This window comes from Streptomyces sp. NPDC001668, assembly GCF_042893155.1.
Taxonomy (GTDB): Bacteria; Actinomycetota; Actinomycetes; order Streptomycetales; family Streptomycetaceae; genus Streptomyces.
This window is the reverse complement of the sequence record NZ_JBIAUQ010000013.1, coordinates 252,018-268,803: the sequence shown is the minus strand read 5'-3', so window position 1 is coordinate 268,803 and position 16,786 is coordinate 252,018. Positions and strand designations below refer to the sequence as shown.

General features: G+C 71.4%; 15 protein-coding genes and 1 pseudogene. 7 read left to right on the top strand and 9 right to left on the bottom strand.

The window, feature by feature from the left end; genetic code table 11:
• The first annotated feature begins 36 nt into the window (after nucleotides 1-36).
• Genes ACFYZ8_RS32985 through ACFYZ8_RS32975 form a run of 3 tightly spaced genes read left to right on the top strand, consistent with a single transcriptional unit; the run spans nucleotide 37 to nucleotide 4,012 of the window.
• Nucleotides 37-2,730, top strand: a complete 2,694-nt coding sequence (locus ACFYZ8_RS32985) for a GNAT family N-acetyltransferase (protein WP_388539055.1) — start codon at nucleotides 37-39, stop codon at nucleotides 2,728-2,730.
• 12 nt (nucleotides 2,731-2,742) lie between these two features.
• Nucleotides 2,743-3,474, top strand: coding sequence for a CBS domain-containing protein (locus ACFYZ8_RS32980; protein ID WP_359040232.1), 732 nt, complete (start codon nucleotides 2,743-2,745; stop codon nucleotides 3,472-3,474).
• 16 nt (nucleotides 3,475-3,490) lie between these two features.
• Entirely contained in the window at nucleotides 3,491-4,012 is a 522-nt protein-coding gene (locus ACFYZ8_RS32975) for a flavodoxin domain-containing protein (RefSeq protein WP_359040230.1), read from the top strand.
• A 15-nt stretch (nucleotides 4,013-4,027) separates the two neighbouring features.
• Here the strand turns inward: ACFYZ8_RS32975 and ACFYZ8_RS32970 are convergent, their stop codons facing one another.
• Complete coding sequence (locus tag ACFYZ8_RS32970) at nucleotides 4,028-4,609, bottom strand: universal stress protein (RefSeq protein WP_388539052.1); 582 nt, start codon at nucleotides 4,607-4,609, stop codon at nucleotides 4,028-4,030.
• A 39-nt stretch (nucleotides 4,610-4,648) separates the two neighbouring features.
• Nucleotides 4,649-5,233, bottom strand: a complete 585-nt coding sequence (locus tag ACFYZ8_RS32965; RefSeq protein ID WP_388539049.1) for a hypothetical protein — start codon at nucleotides 5,231-5,233, stop codon at nucleotides 4,649-4,651.
• Between the two features lie 257 nt (nucleotides 5,234-5,490).
• Between ACFYZ8_RS32965 and ACFYZ8_RS32960 the strand changes: the two genes are divergently transcribed.
• Nucleotides 5,491-5,610, top strand: a complete 120-nt coding sequence (locus tag ACFYZ8_RS32960) for a universal stress protein (RefSeq protein WP_388539105.1) — start codon at nucleotides 5,491-5,493, stop codon at nucleotides 5,608-5,610.
• A 42-nt stretch (nucleotides 5,611-5,652) separates the two neighbouring features.
• Here ACFYZ8_RS32960 and ACFYZ8_RS32955 read toward each other — a convergent pair whose 3' ends face one another.
• Nucleotides 5,653-6,120: a pyridoxamine 5'-phosphate oxidase family protein gene (locus ACFYZ8_RS32955; protein ID WP_359040225.1), complete on the bottom strand. Its 468-nt coding sequence runs from the start codon at nucleotides 6,118-6,120 to the stop codon at nucleotides 5,653-5,655.
• Nucleotides 6,121-6,284: 164 nt separating this feature from the next.
• Nucleotides 6,285-8,972, bottom strand: a complete 2,688-nt coding sequence (gene ppdK / locus ACFYZ8_RS32950; RefSeq protein ID WP_388539046.1) for a pyruvate, phosphate dikinase — start codon at nucleotides 8,970-8,972, stop codon at nucleotides 6,285-6,287.
• 300 nt (nucleotides 8,973-9,272) lie between these two features.
• Here ppdK and ACFYZ8_RS32945 point away from each other — a divergent pair, with 300 nt between their 5' ends.
• The 3 genes and pseudogenes from ACFYZ8_RS32945 to ACFYZ8_RS32935 all read left to right on the top strand — a co-directional run.
• Nucleotides 9,273-11,003: a GAF domain-containing protein gene (locus tag ACFYZ8_RS32945; RefSeq protein WP_388539043.1), complete on the top strand. Its 1,731-nt coding sequence runs from the start codon at nucleotides 9,273-9,275 to the stop codon at nucleotides 11,001-11,003.
• A 342-nt stretch (nucleotides 11,004-11,345) separates the two neighbouring features.
• Nucleotides 11,346-12,221, top strand: a complete 876-nt coding sequence (locus ACFYZ8_RS32940; protein WP_388539040.1) for a universal stress protein — start codon at nucleotides 11,346-11,348, stop codon at nucleotides 12,219-12,221.
• A 235-nt stretch (nucleotides 12,222-12,456) separates the two neighbouring features.
• A pseudogene (locus ACFYZ8_RS32935) lies at nucleotides 12,457-12,907 on the top strand (glycosyl hydrolase family 65 protein); the annotation flags it as partial.
• A 107-nt stretch (nucleotides 12,908-13,014) separates the two neighbouring features.
• Here ACFYZ8_RS32935 and ACFYZ8_RS32930 read toward each other — a convergent pair.
• From ACFYZ8_RS32930 to ACFYZ8_RS32910, 5 genes are read right to left on the bottom strand one after another with little or no spacing between them, the layout of a single operon-like run.
• Nucleotides 13,015-13,686 (bottom strand): TetR/AcrR family transcriptional regulator, encoded by a 672-nt coding sequence (locus tag ACFYZ8_RS32930; RefSeq protein ID WP_388539037.1) that lies wholly within the window; start codon nucleotides 13,684-13,686, stop codon nucleotides 13,015-13,017.
• Entirely contained in the window at nucleotides 13,683-13,937 is a 255-nt protein-coding gene (locus tag ACFYZ8_RS32925) for an acyl-CoA carboxylase subunit epsilon (protein WP_359040213.1), read from the bottom strand. Before ACFYZ8_RS32925 ends, ACFYZ8_RS32930 begins: the two co-directional genes overlap by 4 nt.
• Before the next feature lie 20 nt (nucleotides 13,938-13,957).
• Complete coding sequence (locus tag ACFYZ8_RS32920; protein ID WP_388539034.1) at nucleotides 13,958-15,550, bottom strand: acyl-CoA carboxylase subunit beta; 1,593 nt, start codon at nucleotides 15,548-15,550, stop codon at nucleotides 13,958-13,960.
• Nucleotide 15,551: 1 nt separating this feature from the next.
• The gene (locus tag ACFYZ8_RS32915) at nucleotides 15,552-15,746 is read right to left on the bottom strand and encodes a hypothetical protein (protein ID WP_359033072.1); all 195 of its coding nucleotides are present in this window, start codon (nucleotides 15,744-15,746) and stop codon (nucleotides 15,552-15,554) included.
• Entirely contained in the window at nucleotides 15,743-16,780 is a 1,038-nt protein-coding gene (locus ACFYZ8_RS32910; RefSeq protein ID WP_359033074.1) for a methyltransferase, read from the bottom strand. Before ACFYZ8_RS32910 ends, ACFYZ8_RS32915 begins: the two co-directional genes overlap by 4 nt.
• Nucleotides 16,781-16,786: the final 6 nt, after the last annotated feature.

The window sequence follows — 16,786 nt, the reverse complement described above, 5'->3', positions numbered from 1 at the left end:
TGCTCGAAGTGCCGAGAGGCTTGGAGGAGATCCCCCATGACGGACGACGTGCTCAACCGGTCCCCGGTCCACGCCCTGCTCGCGGACGGCACCACCGTGTGCATCCGCCCCGTGGTGCCCGGAGACCACGATCAGCTGGAAGGGCTCTACGAGGAGATGTCCCCGGAGAACCTGCGGCTCAGGTTCTTCGCGGCGAGCCGACACTCGGCCGCGCTGGCCGCCGACCGCGCCTGTGCCCCGGCCCGCTCCGGCTACCGCGCCCTGCTGGCGGAGACCCAGGGCCGGGTGATCGGCCTCGCCGAGTACGACACGGGCGACGACAAGGACGCCGCGGAGATCTCCATCGCCGTGGCCGACGGGCTGCACCACCGGGGTGTGGGCACCCTGCTCGTCGAGCACCTGGTCTCCGCGGCCCGCGCGGACGGCATCACCACCTTCACCGCGGACGCGCTCAGCGAGAACCACGAGGTGCTCCGGCTCTTCGCCGACCTCGGTCTGCGCACCGCCCGGCACTTCGAGGGCCCGGAGGTGCGCTGCACGGTCGCGCTCGACGAGGACGACGCCTATCTGTCGGCCGTGGAGTCCCGCGGCCGCTCCGCCGACGTGGCCAGTCTCCAGCCCGTGCTGCGGCCGAAGGCCGTCGCGGTCGTCGGCGCCGGACGCACACCCGGGTCGGTCGGCCGGGCGATCCTCCACCATCTGCACACCGGTGGCTACGCCGGCCGTCTGTTCGCGGTGAACCCCGCGGCGCACTCGATCCTGGGGGTGCCGTGTCACCCGGCGATCAGCTCCCTTCCCAGGACTCCCGACCTCGCGGTGCTCGCCGTACCCGCCGCCGCGATCCCGGCGACCGCCGAGGAATGCGGCAAGGCGGGCGTACGAGCCCTCCTGGTCGTCACCGCGGGGCTGGACGCCGACCAGGCCCGGGCCCTGCTGTCCGCCTGCCGTACCCACGGCATGCGTCTCGTCGGGCCGAACTGCCTGGGTATCTCCAACACCGACCCCGGACTGGGCCTGGACGCCACGTTCGCGGCGGATCACCCGCGCCCCGGCACGGCGGGAGTCGCCGTGCAGTCCGGTGGTGTCGGCATCGCCCTGCTGGACGGGCTGTCCCGGCTCGGTATCGGCGTCTCCTCGTTCGTCTCCCTCGGCGACAAGTACGACGTCAGCGGCAACGACATGCTCCAGTGGTGGGAGAGCGACGGCCGCACCGACCTCGCTCTTCTGCACCTGGAGTCCTTCGGCAATCCGCGTGCCTTCTCCCGTACCGCCCGCCGGGTGACCCGCCGGATGCCGGTGCTCACCGTCGACGCCGGCCGCACGGACGCCGGACGCCGTGCCGCCGCCTCGCACAGCGCGGCCGCCGCGACGCACACCATGACCCGCCAGGCCCTGTTCACGCAGGCCGGGATCACGGCGACCCGGTCGGTCGGTGAACTCCTGGAAACCGCCGCCCTGTTGCACTCCCAGCCGCTGCCGGAGGGCTCTCGGGTCGCCGTCGTCACCAATGCCGGCGGCGCCGGAGTCCTGGCGGCGGACGCCTGCGCGGAGGCCGGGCTCGCCCTGCCGCCGTTCACCCCCGCAGTGATCGACGGGCTCCTCGCCGTACTCCCCGACGGCGCCTCGATCGGCAACCCGGTCGACGCCACCGCCGCGGTGACGGAGGAACAGCTCGGCGACTGCGTGGACCGGCTCATGGCAAGCGCGGGCATCGACGCCGTACTGGTGGCCCTGGTCCCCACCGCGGTCGCCGAGGCGACCGGCGACGACCTGGTACGGGCACTCACCCGAGCACCCGGACACCGGGCCCGGCCGGTCGCCGTCGTACGCCTGGGACAGGCCCTGCCGGTCGAGCTGCTGCCCGCAGCGGACGGCGCCACCATCCCCTCCTACGCCGAACCGCACGCTGCTGCCCGCGCATTGGCCCACGCCGCCCGTCGCGCTGCCTGGCTCGCCCGTCCTGCGGGCACCGTGCCCGAGCTCCCGGGCGTCGACACCCGGCGCGCGCACACCATCGTCGATGACCATCTGCGGGCGCATCCGGACGGCGGCCGGCTCGACCCGCGCACCTGCGCCGCACTCCTGTCCTGCTACGGCATCCCCCAGATTCCCTGGGGCTGGGCGGAGACCGAGGAGGACGCCGTCCTCGCGGCCGACCGGCTGCGCGGCTTCGACGGCCGGGTGGTCATGAAGGCCCATTGGCCGGGGCTCGTGCACAAGACGCAGCAGCACGCGGTCCACCTCGACCTGCGGGGTGACTCCCAAGTTCGGTCCGCGTTCCGCGACTTGGAGACGCGGTTCGCCGGGCTGATGACCGGGGTGGTCGTACAGCCGCTCGCCGCCCGCGGCACCGAACTGTTCGCGGGTGTCGTCCAGGACGAGGTCTTCGGGCCACTGGTCCTGTTCGGCCTCGGCGGTACGGCCACCGAAGTGCTCGCGGACCACGCGGCCCGGCTCGCCCCGCTCACCGACCACGACGTGCACGACCTGATCACGTCCCCGCGCTGCGCCCCCCTGCTGTTCGGCGGGCACGGCAGCGCCCCTGTCGACCTCGAAGCCCTGGAACACCTGCTGCTGCGGCTGTCCCGGATGGCCGCAGATCTGCCGCAGCTCGCGGAGGCCGACTTCAACCCGGTCCTCGCGGCTGCGGGTCAGGTCACCGTGCTCGACGCACGTGTCCGCCTGCTGCCGCGCCGGCCCCACGACCCCTATCTGCGCCGACTTCGCTGAGGAGGACCAGCCATGAAGCACGACAAGGTCGGCTCCGTGATGACGAGTGACGTCGTCCGGGCCACGTACGGGACCCCGTTCAAGGAGGTGGCGCGGCTGCTCGCCGACCACCACATCAGCGGACTTCCGGTCGTCGACGAGGACGACAAGGTGATCGGCGTCATCTCCGAAACGGACCTCGTGGTGCGCCAGGCGGCCACCCCTGATCCCTTCGGCCCCCCGCGCCGTCGGTGGCTCCCGGCGCTGACGCGCAGTGCCCGGCAGCAGGCCGGGAAGGCCGAGGCGCGTACGGCCGGCCGGCTGATGACCGAGCCGCCGGTCACCGTGCACGCCGACGACAGCATCGTCGAGGCCGCCCGGACGATGGCCCAGCGGCGCGTGGAGCGGCTGCCCGTCCTCGACGAGGAACACCGGCTCGTCGGCATCGTCACCCGCCGCGACCTGCTCCAGGTCTTCCTGCGGCCGGACCCGGAGATCCGCGAACAGGTCGTCCAGGAGGTACTGGTTCGCGCCTTGTGGGTGCCGCCCCGCAGCATCGACGTCTCCGTGACGGAAGGGGTCGTCACCCTCACCGGCCAGATGGAGCGCAAGAGCGAGACGGAGATCGCCGTCTCCATGACCCGACAGATCGACGGCGTGGTCGCCGTGGTCGACAACCTCACCTGGCTCCTGGACGACGGACGGCTCCGGCCCGACGAGCAGGCACTGCACGGTGTGGCCGACGACTGGCTGCGCAAGCTGTGAGAGGAGGCGGACCACCATGACCGGCAAGACAGGCAAGACAGGCAAGGTACTGGTGACCTACGGAACGACGAACGGCTCGACCGCACAGATAGCCGAAGCCGTCGCCGAGGTCCTGCGCAAGGACGGTCTGACAGTGGAGGCACTGCCCGCCCGCTCCGTGACGAGCGTGTCCCCGTACGACGCCGTCGTGGTCGGCGGCGGTCTGTACGCCGGACGCTGGCACAAGGACGCCCGCCGCTTCGTCCGTCGGCACCGCCGAGGTCTCGCCGAACGCCCGCTCTGGCTCTTCAGCAGCGGGCCGCTCGACGCCTCGGCCGCCGAGCGGGACATCCCGCCCGTGCCCGGCGTGCGGAAGGCCATGACGGAGCTGGACGCGAACGGACACGTCACCTTCGGCGGCTGCCTCGAGGAAGGTGCGAAGGGATGGGTGGCCGGGATGATCCTGCGCTCCGGAAAGGGCGGGGACTTCCGGGACTTCACCCAGATCGAGACCTGGGCAGGGGGCATAGCAGGCGAGTTGACGGCACGTGAGACGTGAGGAGGGCGAACCGGCCTATGCGGGCACGACGGCGACCGGGCACAGGGACTCTCGCAGGAGCACCCGCGTGACCGCTCCTGGTGTGCCGCCGGGCCGCCGGCCCACGACCATCAGCCCAGCGCTCGCGGACCGTTGGAGCAGGGCCTGTGCCGGAGGCAGCAGCCGGACGTCTTCCAGTACGGGCACCTGCGGGTACTTCTTCCGCCACGGCCGCAGTACGTCGGCCAGCAGTTGCACCTCGTGGTCCTCCCCGGCCCCGCGGTCCTCCTCCGGTACGCCGAAGGGCAGTTCGGCCGAGCAGGAGGGGAATCGCCAGGCGTGCACCGCCCGCAGCCGTACGCCCCGCACCCGGGCGGCGTCGAAGGCGAAGTCGACGGCCGCCTCAGCGGGTTCGCGGGCGTTCACGGCGAGCACGACCTCGGCGCCGGGACGCTCGGGAAAGGGAGCGGTCGGTACGAAGACGACAGGACATGCGAAGTCCCCCAGGCCGGCATCCGGGGTGCCGGCCACGAGAAGCTTCGCCTCCGGCTCCGCCCATCGGACCACTGCCCCGGCACGTTCCGGGCGGTCGGTGCGGGCAACGATGACGTGCTCCATGAGGTTGGCCCTTTCTCGAGTGGACGACGGACAGTGCCTTCAGGTGGTCCTGTGCCCCCACTGCGGACCCGCGAGGTCCCACTCCCTGCCCCACGCTTCGATGCGCCGCAGGTCCAGCCGCCATCGTGTGACAGCTCCCAGGGCGCAAACGGGGCCGGCGAAGGCGAGCCCGGCGAGGGCACCCAGGACACCTGCCTCGACCGTGGCCTCCGTGGGGCTCGGGGGTCGGGTGACCAGGCGGCTCTGGTCGTCCTGCCAGAGCACCACATGGCTTCCGGCCCGCAGGCCGGTGTCGACGAGGGTGCGGTCGGTGCGGACGGAGCCGTCGCGTGCCGTCCAGCGGACGCCGGCCAGGGCATGGTCGCTCGACGAGCGGAGCGATGAGGCGCGCTCGGACGCATCGGTGAGGAGGACGGCTCGGACGGAGTGCCGCTCGGCACGCTGCTGTGCGAGCGTCTCGTAGGTGGCGTGCGCGGTCACCAGGCCGGCGGCCGTGCCGCCCACCGCGACGACCGCCCACACGGCCAGTACGAGCCAGGCCTCGACGATGTCGTCGTGGCGTCGCAGCGGATTGCTCCGCCAGCGCCAGAACCGCTTCTGCTGCGCGGGCTTGTCGCCGTCCATGCCTCCGCACCTCCTCCAGTCGTCACTCCTTCGAAGGTGGCAGTCCTGGGCGGACGGTCACATGGGCCGAGAAGTCGGCATTCCAGGGCCGCTCGGGACCGGTTCCTGGCCGGGAACAGGGCCGTTCGGCCCGGGAGGCGGCAGGTGGGTGCCCAGCTCGAACACCCCGCCAAGGCCGGCGGCGCGGAGAACCCGCAGGAAACCGCCGTTCTCGGTGACGAGCCGGAGCCTGCCCTGCCGCGCACACGCGCAGTCCTCTGCTCGTCGTACGCGGCGACCGACCGGACGCCGACCGCCGTGACGTACTGCTCGGAGCGGTCACCCACGCCCTCCTGCACCGCTCGCACTGCCCTGTGCTCGTCGTCCCCACCCGGTGAACGCCCCTTCCCCCCCGTTCAAACGGGCCGCCCGAGCGTGGTTCAGACCTCGCCCGGGCGGCCGTCCGCGGTGAGCAGGACGCCGGCGACCAGGTCCGGGTGGATGCGAATCGCCTGGTCCATGGTCCCTTCCGTCCACGGGCGCACCATCCCCTGATACCGGGCCAGCTCACCGGGGTCGGTCACCAGGCGGGCGTATCCCGTCACCACCACGCTCCAGCCCAGATGGGTGTCCGGGGCGATGTCGTCGGCCTCGTAGGCGACGACGACGCCGGGGCCGTCGTTCTGCCGGGCGTGCGAGGTCAGGGCCGCGGCCTCGTGGGTGCGGATGACGATGTCACCGCCGTCCAGGACGTGGTTGACCGGGCGGACGGTCGGCAGGGCGTGCTGGGTGAAGACGATCCGCCCCAGAGAAACGCTGCCCAGCAGGCGAAGCGCCTCGACACTGTCGAGTTCGACGCGGCGGCGTGGTTCCACCGTGGTCGGCCGGTGATTGTTGTCCTGGTCCATGACGGGCTTCCGTTGGCGTGCGTTCGAGGGTGTGCTGCTCACTGCTGGGTCGGGATACGGCCGGAGCGACACCGCGGGGGATCGGGCCGCTCCTTGAGTTCACTGTCCCCCGGACCGCGACCCCTTCGTAGGGCCGATGGGCCCTGGTATCGGCCCCGGCGGCCTCATCGGCTGTCACTGGCCTCGCTCGCGGGCAGAGCGGCCCGACCTGCTTCCAGCCGGGCCACCGGGACCCGGAACGGCGAGCAGGAGACGTAGTCCAGGCCTGCGGCGTGGAAGAAGTGGACGGACTCGGGGTCGCCGCCGTGTTCGCCGCAGACGCCGATCTTCAGGTCGGGGCGCGTGGCCCGGCCTTCGTCGACGGCGATCCGGACCAGGCGGCCCACACCGTCACGGTCGATGGTCTCGAAGGGCGAGGCAGGGAAGACGCCCTTGTCGAGGTAGGCGGAGAAGAAGGCCGCCTCGACGTCGTCGCGGGAGAAGCCCCAGGTGGTCTGGGTCAGGTCGTTCGTACCGAAGGAGAAGAACTCCGCCTCCTCGGCGATCCGGCCGGCGGTGAGCGCGGCGCGGGGCAGTTCGATCATCGTGCCGACCGGGCACCGCACGGGGACGCCGGACTCCTCGGAGACCTCTGCGAGCACCCGCTCCACCTCCGCGCGCTCGATGCGCAGTTCCTCCACAGCGCCGACGAGCGGCACCATGATCTCGGCGCGTGGTGCGCCACCGGCCCGCGTACGGGTCACGACGGCCTCGGCGACGGCTCGTACCTGCATGGCGACCAGACCCGGAACCACCAGTCCCAGGCGCACGCCCCGCAGGCCCAGCATCGGGTTCTCCTCGTGCATGCGGTTCACCGCGTCGAGCAACTCCACCTCGTGCGTCTCCGGTTGCCGGCCGCGGGCCTCCGCGGTGGCGATGCGTACGGCGAGTTCGGTGCGGTCGGGCAGGAACTCGTGCAGCGGCGGGTCCAGCAGCCGGATGGTGACGGGCAGGCCGTCCATCGCCTCCAGGATGCCGACGAAGTCCTGTCGCTGCAGCGGCAGAAGAGCCGCCAGCGCCCGCTCGCGCTCGGCGTCGTTCCGGGCCAGGATCATGTCCTCGACCAGCTTGCGGCGCTCGCCGAGGAACATGTGCTCGGTGCGGCACAGCCCGATGCCCTGCGCCCCGAACCGGCGGGCGCGCCGCGCGTCCTCGGGGGTGTCGGCATTGGCCCGCACCTCCAACCGCCTTACGGAGTCGGCCTGTTCGAGGGCGGCGGCCACCGCGGCCACGACGCCTTCGGACTGCTCGCCGGTCTCCAGGTACCGCATCGCCTCGGAGGCGACGAGCGGAACCGCGCCCGCGTACACGGTTCCGGCGGAACCGTCCACGGAGATGACCGTGCCTTCCTCGACGACGACCCCGGCGCGGGTGGTGCAGCGCCGGGCCGCGGTGTCCACGGTGAGTTCCTCGGCCCCGCACACACAGACCTTGCCCATACCGCGGGCCACGACGGCCGCGTGGCTCGTCTTTCCGCCCCGGCTGGTCAGCACGGCTTCGGCGGCGACCATGCCGGGGAGGTCGTCGGGGGTGGTCTCCTGGCGGACGAGCACCACTTTCTGGCCGGTGGCGGCCCGCCGTACGGCCTCGGCGGAGTCGAACACGGCCGCGCCGACCGCCGCACCCGGGGAGGCAGGGAGGCCGTGGGCGAGTGCCTCGCCGGTGGCGCCGGTGTCGAAGCGGGGGAACATCAGCCGGGCCAGACCGTCCCCGCTCACCCGGGCCAGCGCCTCCTGCGGAGTGATCTGGCCTTCCTCCACCAGTTCGGCGGCTATGGCGAACGCGGCTTCGGCGGTGCGCTTGCCGACCCGGGTCTGCAGCATCCACAGCGTGCCGCGTTCGATGGTGAACTCGATGTCGCACAGGTCGCGGTAGTGCCGTTCCAGGCGCTCCATGTGGTCGCGCAGCCGCCGGTAGGAGTCCGGGTCCAGCCGCTCCAGGTCCGTCAACGGCACGGTGTTGCGGATACCGGCGACGACGTCCTCGCCCTGGGCGTTGGCCAGGTAGTCGCCGTACAGGCCGGGCCGCCCGGTGGCCGGGTCACGGGTGAAGGCGACGCCGCTGCCGGAGTCGGCGCCGAGGTTGCCGTACACCATGCGCTGCACGGTGACCGCCGTGCCCAGATCGTCGGGGATGTGCTCGCGCCGGCGGTAGAGGCGGGCGCGCTCGCCGTTCCAGGACCGGAACACCGCGAGGATCGCGAGCCGCAGTTGTTCGGCGGGCGACTGGGGGAACGCATGGCCCGTCTGGTCGAGGATCAGCCGCTTGTACGTCTCCACCAGGCCGGCCAGGTCGTGGGCGTCGAGATGCAGGTCGTCGGGGGCCTCGCGGGCCTCCTTGAGCAGGGTCATGGCCTCGTCGAACACGGCTGCGTCGACGCCCAGGACCGTACTGCCGAACATCTGAACGAGTCGGCGGTAGGAGTCCCAGGCGAAGCGATCACTGCCGGACGTCTTGGCGAGGCCCAGGACGGAATCGTCGTTCAGGCCGATGTCCAGGACGGTCTCCATCATGCCGGGCATGGAGAACCGCGCCCCGGACCGGACCGACACCAGCAGCGGATCGTCCCGCTGGCCCAGGCGGCGCCCCGCGGAGTCCTCCAGCGCGGTCAGGTGCCGGGAGATTTCGGCCGACATGCCCTCCGGCTCGGCGCCGGTCGCGAGGAAGGCCCGGCAGGCGTCGGTGGTCACGGTGAAGCCCGGCGGGACCGGCAGGCCCAGGCGGGTCATCTCGGCCAGGTTGGCGCCCTTGCCGCCCAGCAGGTCCGCCATGTCCCTGCGGCCCTCTCGGAAGTCGTACACGTAATGGACCATGACGCTGCACTCCTCGGGGCGACGGGCTCGGTTCCGCACTTCGGTCACGACACAGCCCCAGCGTCGAACGGCGCCGGCGTGCCCGGCAGGTGCTGTCCGTCCCCTTCGCAGGGCCGAACGGCCCTGTGCGTCGGTGGGGTGAAGGCAGGCGCCCGTCAAGCGTCGGTTCACGGGGGAGGCGGCCGCCGGGCCCGCTGCCGCCGGGGCCGAACCCATGTCGTCACCCGCCGTCGGCCGGTAGCGTGGCCCGTAACTGAAGCGGCTGGTGTCAGCCTGCCCGAGGGATCGGAGGAGGCGCTGGTGGCAAGCCCCGAAGAGCCTCAGGCGGCCCGCGTACGACTGCCGCATCTGCAGCTGGACGAACTGCTTGAGGAACTGCAGGCGCGGCTGGACGCCGCCCGTGGCACCCGGGACCGGGTGCACAGCCTGTTGGAAGCGGTGCTCTCGGTCGGCCGGGAGCTGGATCTGGAACAGGCGCTGTACGGCATCGTCGAAGCCGCGGCGGCGCTGGTCGACGCCGAGTACGCGGCGCTCGGCGTGATCGGTCCGGACGGCAGGCGGCTGTCCGCCTTCCACACGATCGGGGTCACCGAGGAACAGATCACCCGGATCGGCCCCTTCCCCGAGGGCCACGGCATCCTCGGCGAGCTGATCAGCCATCCCGAGCCGCTGCGGCTGACGAAGATCTCCGAGCACCCGGCCTCGTACGGCTTCCCGCCCAACCACCCGCCGATGAACACCTTCCTCGGCGTCCCCATCCGGGTGCGCGACCAGATCTTCGGCAACCTGTACCTCACCGAGAAACGTGGAGGGGCGCAGTTCGACCAGGAGGACGAATCGGTCCTGTCGACCCTGGCCGTGGCCGCGGGCGTCGCCATCGACAACGCCCGCCTCTACGAGCAGTCCCGGCTCCGGGAACGCTGGCTGCGGGCGAACGCCGAGATCACGCACAGCCTGATGTCCGGCGGAGGGCGCACCGAGGTGCTCGGCCAGATCGCCGAGCGGGCCGCCGAGATCACCGGATCGGCACTGTCCGCGGTCGCGCTGCCCATGGAGGACACCGGGTCACTCGCCGTGGAGATCGCCGTCGGGATGGACGCCAAGGCGCACCAGGGGCTCGTGCTGCGCCTGGACAGGACCTTGATGGGGCTGGCCTTCTCGAGCGCCGCCCCGGCGGTCAGCGCGGACGTCTCCCACGACGATCGGATCTCTCCGGAGCCCCCTCGCTTCCAGGGCCTCGGTCCCGCCGTGGCCGTGCCCATCGGCACGAGCGAAGAAGGAGTCCGAGGCGTGCTCCTGCTGGCGCGCGGTTCCGGCAGACCGGAGTTCTCCCCGACAGAGACCGAAACCCTCCAGGCCTTCGCCGCGCAGGCCGCCGTCGCGATGGAACTCGCGGAACGACGTCAGGACGCGGAGGAGGTCGCGGTTCTCAAGGACCGCGACCGGATCGCCCGGGACCTGCACGACCTGGCCATCCAGCGGCTGTTCGCCACCGGCATGACCCTGCAGAGCGCGGGCCGGTTCATCGAACACCCCGAGGCGTCCGAGCGCGTCGTGCGAGCGGTGGACGACCTCGACGAGACCATCAAGATCATCAGATCGACCATCTTCGGCCTGCGCTCACGCGAGGGCACCGACGGGACCGGTCTCCGGGCTCGTGTGGTGCGGATCGCGGGCGAGGCGGCTCCGGTCCTGGGCTTCGCACCCAGCGTGCGACTGGAGGGGCTGGTCGACACCGACGTACCGCGGGAGATCGCCGAGCACGTGGTGGCCGTGCTCTCCGAGGCACTGACCAACATCGCCCGGCACGCCCACGCCGGGCGCGCCGACGTCGCCCTCACGGCCGACTCCCGCCAGGTCCGCCTCACCGTCACGGACAACGGCACCGGCATCTCTCCCGACGGGCGCCGCAGCGGGCTGCTCAATATGGCGGAACGTGCCGAACAGCTGGGCGGGACGATGGAGTTGAGCAGGCCGGCCGACGGCGGCACCAGGTTGGTGTGGTGGGTGCCGAATCCGAACGGGGCGTAGCTCTGCATGGTGGGGGTGGGGGTGGGGGCGGAGACGTGCCGCTGCCGGCCGTCGTGCGCGCACCGCTGGCCCGGCCCGGCGAGCCTCAAAGGGCCTCCTGCGAAGGCGATTCGGGCCGCGACCCGAGGATTCCGTCACCTTGATCGGATCACTCGGCGGCCGCCGTCGAGCCTGCGGCCGCCGATGCCCGGGGGCCGCTCTAACCACCTGAACCCCCGGCATGGGCCGAACGTCCCAGGCAGAGGGCCCACCCGCCCCTCATGCGGCCCACCAACGAGTGGGACCGTGAGAGGAGAGCCCTGGCTGTCCGGCGAGGCAGCCTGACGGAAGGCGGTGACGACGATGACACTCCCCCTGGTCGTGGGCGTCGACGGATCCGATGCGAGTCTGCTGGCCGTCGACTGGGCGGTGGACGAAGCCGCCCGCCGCGACGTGCCTCTGCTACTGGTGTACGCCTCCCTCTGGGAGCGATACGAGGGGGCTCTGCCGTCGACCGGACAGGAACCCCCCACGGAGCAAGTGCTGGCCGAGCACATCGTCGCCTCGGCGGCCGAACGTGCCGAACGGCGCGACGCGGGTGTGAAGGTGTCCACCGACATCGTCCCCGCCGAAGCGGCTGACGCCCTCCTGCGTGCGGGCAGCAACGCCCTCGCGCTGGTGACCGGCGCACGCGGCCGCGGTGAGCTGCAGGGACTGCTGCTCGGTTCGGTCGGCCTTGCCGTGGCGGCCCGGGCGCACTGCCCGGTGATCGTGGTCCGGGGCGACAAGGCGGGCCTGGCAGGCACGCACGAGCGGATCCTGCTCGGTGCGGGAGATCCGGCCGCCGGTGGTGAGGCCGTGCGCTTCGCCTTCCAGGAGGCCGCGGCGCGTGGGTGCACTCTCGATGCCGTGCGCGCCTGGCGCTGCCCCGCGCACGAGGGCGCCGACCACCCCGCCCTCGCCGAGGAACCCACGCATCGGCACGAGGAGCAGGCCTCGGCCCAGCTCGACGAACTACTGCGCGATGCCGTGGCCGAACATCCGGACGTCCGTCTGCGCCGCACCACCGTCGAAGGCCCCGCACGCAGGATCCTCGTGGACCGCTCCGCCGCCGCCGACCTCGTGATCATCGGGGCGCGCCGCAGGCAGGGCCACTTCGGTCTCCAGCTCGGCCGGGTGAGCCACGTCCTGCTGCACCACGCGCACTGCCCGGTGGCGGTCGTCCCACAGCTGATGTGACCGTTGTCCTTGCCCCCTCGGGAGAGGAACAGCAATGACCGTCCGGCCCCACGAGGTGATCGCAGCCGTGCCGCGGAACGTCACCGCCCGCGTGCCCGCAGCCGCATGTGGGTTCGCCCTCGTCGTACACGACCTCGCGGAGCTGCCCTTCGCTGTGCACCCTGGGCAACGGATACCTCGCCACCCGTGGAGCACTTCCGGAGTGCGCGGCGGACGACGTGCACTACCTGGGCACGACGTCCTGATGCTCGGCCACCTCTTCTCACCGGCCGAACTCCAGTCTCTCTTCGGGCGGCTGGGCTACCGGTTGGACGAGGAGACATGGCGTCGCACGGTCGACCACTACCTGGCCCGCACCAGCCACGGCTCCACCCTCAGCGGCCTGGTGCACGGCTGGGTGCTGGCCCGGGCGCGGCGCGCGGAGGCCTGGACGTACTGCCAGGAGGCCTTGCGCGGGGACATCGCAGACCTCCAGGGAGGCACCACCGGAGACCGGCCTGGAGACCCGCGCGGGCGCCCTGTGGCTCGACCCGGTGCCGCTGCCCGAACTGTCGTCGTACGGGTTCTCCCTCCGGTACCAGGGGCACTGGGGTGTCCGGCTGCGTCTGGAACACGACCGCCTGAACATCGAGGTCCCCTCGTCCGACCGCTCACCGATCGACATCCGACTGGTTCTTCCGCACTGACTTGTACGCCATTGAGATCACCCCGACCCGCTCCCTGGAAAACGATCAGCCCGTTTCTGTATGTCCAGGTGGACGACATGGGGTGTGACAGTTCTTACACGCGCCGGTCAGCGGGGCAGGAGGCCGCGCAGGACGTGGTCCACAAGGGCTTCCGGATCCACCTCGGCCTGCTCAGGGGTTCCGCGCATCCCTGACGCACCCATGCACCGGATCAGCACCGGACCGAAGAGGAGGTCCAGCACGATCTCCGGGTCCGCGTCGCGGTTGAGGAGGCCGGCTCCGAGACCCCTCTGCACCACGGCGCGTGCGATGTCGCGACGCGGCCGGATCGCCTGGTCCATGTACTCGGCGTAGAGCTCCGCGTGGGTGTCGGCCGCTCCGCAGAGGTGGGCCGCGAGGTGGACGTAGCGGGGATCGTCGTGCATGCGCTGCATCCCCTTCAGACACTGGAGCAGGGCTTCGCGCAGGTCCGAGGAGTCCGGCGGTTCGGGCATCGTGCCTCGGAGCGAGCGGATCGCCGCGAGCAGCAGCTCGTCCTTGGTGCGCCACCTTCGGTAGATCGTGGCCTTGCCGACACCGGCTCGCTCGGACACGGTTGCCACCGAGAAGCCGTCCGGGCCGACCTCGACGAGGAGGGAGAGAGTGGCGTCGATGATCGCGAGCTCGACCGCCGCGCTTCGGGGGCGCCCCGAGCGGCTCGGGCGTGTGCGCGGCGAGGACCGGCGAATGGCGAGACCCCCTGTTCGTCTGGGACGGCTCGGACGTATGGCAGGCCTCACAGCAGCGTGTTCTGCCAACTGTGGGGCGCGCGGAAGTGGTTGCGGGGGTGTGGACGGCACCACGCCGGCGCTCTGTGCGGGGTGAGGGCGCCGTCTTCCGGCCGGCCCTGCGCCACGCGGGAGAGCAGGATCGTGGTGATCGCGGCGAGTTCCTCGGGCCCGGCGAGACCGCGCGTCACCCGCACCACTGGCTCGGGGGAGGAGACGGGGTCCGTCGGGGGCCGCGGGGAACCTTCACGCTCGGTGGGCATGGCTGCTCCCAACTCGGTTCTCACTGGGGCGGGTTGCCGTGCTTGCGGGACGGTATGTCGGCGTGCTTCGTACGGAGCATCGCCAGGGACCGGATGAGGACCTCGCGGGTCTCGGCGGGGTCGATCACGTCGTCCACCAGGCCCCGCTCGGCCGCGTAGTAGGGGTGCATGAGCTCGGACTTGTACTCCTTGACGACGCGGGCCCGCATGGCTTCGGGGTCTTCCGCCGCAGCGATCTGACGGCGGAAGATCACGTTGGCGGCACCTTCCGCGCCCATCACGGCGATCTCGTTCGTCGGCCAGGCGTACGTCAGGTCGGCGCCGATCGACTGGCTGTCCATGACGATGTACGCACCGCCGTACGCCTTGCGCAGGATCACCGAGATCCTCGGCACGGTGGCGTTGCAGTAGGCGTACAGCAGCTTGGCGCCGTGCCGGATGATCCCGCCGTGCTCCTGGTCCACCCCGGGCAGGAAGCCCGGCACGTCCAGCAGCGTCACGATCGGGATGTTGAAGGCGTCGCACATCTGGACGAAACGCGCCGCCTTCTCGCTCGCCTCGATGTCCAGGACACCGGCGAGGTTCTGCGGCTGGTTGGCGACGATGCCGACGACCTGGCCGTCCAGGCGGGCCAGCGCGCAGACGATGTTGCGGGCCCAGCGCTCGTGGACCTCCAGGTACTCGCCGTCGTCGACGATCTCCTCGATGACCTCGGCCATGTCGTACGGCCGGCTGCCGTCCGCCGGCACCGCGTCCAGGAGCATGTCGCCGCGGCGGTCGACGGCGTCCGTGCAGCGCACCCGCGGCGGGTTCTCGCGGTTGTTCTGCGGCAGCAGCGAGAGCAGGTATCGCACCTCGGCGAGGCACGTCTCCTCGTCGTCGTAGGCGAAGTGGCAGACGCCGGAGGTCTCGGCGTGCACGTCCGCGCCGCCGAGGCCGTTCTGGGTGATCTCCTCGCCGGTGACCGCCTTGACGACGTCCGGTCCTGTGATGAACATCTGCGAGATCTCACGGACCATGAACACGAAGTCCGTCAGGGCCGGCGAGTACGCCGCCCCGCCCGCGCACGGGCCGAGCATCACGGAGATCTGCGGGATGACGCCGGATGCCTTGGTGTTGCGCTGGAAGATGCCGCCGTAGCCCGCGAGGGCGGAGACGCCCTCCTGGATGCGGGCCCCGGCGCCGTCGTTCAGCGACACCAGGGGCGCTCCGGCCGCGATGGCCATGTCCATGATCTTGTGGATCTTCGTGGCGTGGGCCTCGCCCAGCGCGCCGCCGAAGATGCGGAAGTCATGGGCGTAGACGAAGACCGTCCGGCCCTCCACCGTGCCCCAGCCGGTGATGACACCGTCGGTGTACGGCTTCTTGGCCTCCAGGCCGAACCCGGTCGCCCGGTGCCGCCGCAGCTGCTCGACCTCCTGGAAGGAACCCGCGTCCAGGAGCAGCTCGATGCGCTCCCGGGCGGTCAGCTTCCCCTTCGCGCGCTGGGCTTCGGTGGCGCGCTCACCCGGGCCGTCCAGTGCCTGCGCGCGCAGGACGTGCAGCTCGGCCACACGGCCCCGCGCGTCCGCCGGCTCCACGGCCCCGCGGGCGATCTCCTGCACGGCGGTCATGTCAGGGGCTCCCCTCCGATGTCACCGGTGCTCGGTTCGGCGTGCCCGGCCGGTAGCCGGTCGCGACCGGCGTCGTGAGCGCGAGTGACGGTGGCACGGGCGACATGGGGGTGATCCACTGCCGACCGAGCGCGGCCAGGCAGAAGAACGCGATGTTCCCGGCCTTGACCGCCACATCGAGCAGTCCGCGTGTCATTTCTTCTGCGCCACGAGCAGACGTTCGGTCGCCGTGAGCTCCTCGACTCGGACCTCGGCGAAGCCGGCGGCGGTCAGCCAGGCGTGTGCCTCGGCCGCGGTGTACTCCGCCGCGCCCGAGCGAACGAGCTTCATGTTGAGGCTCATGAGCAGGCTGTGCGTGGGGCCGGAACGGTCGTCGTCGATGATCTCGTCGTAGATGAGCAGCGTGCCGCCGGGGTTGAGGGCTTCGAAGGCCCTGCGCACCAGCAGTCGGCGGGAATCCTCGTCCCAGTCGTGCAGCACATGGCCGAACACCATGACATCCGCCGACGGCAGGGGGTCCTTCCGGAAGTCGCCGCCGTGGAAGGTCACCTTGTCCGACATTCCGAGATTTTCCATGTGCTCGTCGAAGAGCGGCCTCACGGGCGGGAGGTCGAAGCAGGCGCCCGTGAGGTGGGGGTGTGCCTTGACGATGGTGGCGACCAGGTTCCCGCGTGCGCCGCCGAGGTCGAGGACGGAGGAGTACCGGCCCCAGTCGAAGCGCTGGATGAGCTGGTCCGTCACGACGGCGGACGCGCTGTCCATGGCGGCCATGAAGCCCCGGACCCGGTCGCGGTCCCGGTAGAACTCCCCGAACGAGTCGAATCCCTCCTGGATCTCGCCGGTCCTCAGCAGCTCGCTCAGCTGGCCCCAGGCCGGGTAGAGCGCACGTCCCATGAAGGTGAGGAAGCCGCCCAGGTACGTGTCCTGCTTCTTGTTCAGCAGGCGGTCGGCGGCCTCGGAGTTCTCGTACCTGCCGTCGGAACGACGGACGAGTCCGAGCGCCACGAGGGCATCGAGGAAGTCCTGGCTCGCGCGCGGGTCGAGGCCCAGTTCCTCGCTGAGCTCCGCTCCGCTGCGGGGGCCTGTGGCCAGCTTGGTGAAGAGACCGAATTCAACGGCGCTGAACAGAACCCTGGCCCGCCAGAATCCGGTGGCAACACCCATGATGAACTCGAGGTCCGTTTCGGCCGGACGCGCCTTTTCCATCGCCTGCTCCTCCCATAGGGCCATGACTTC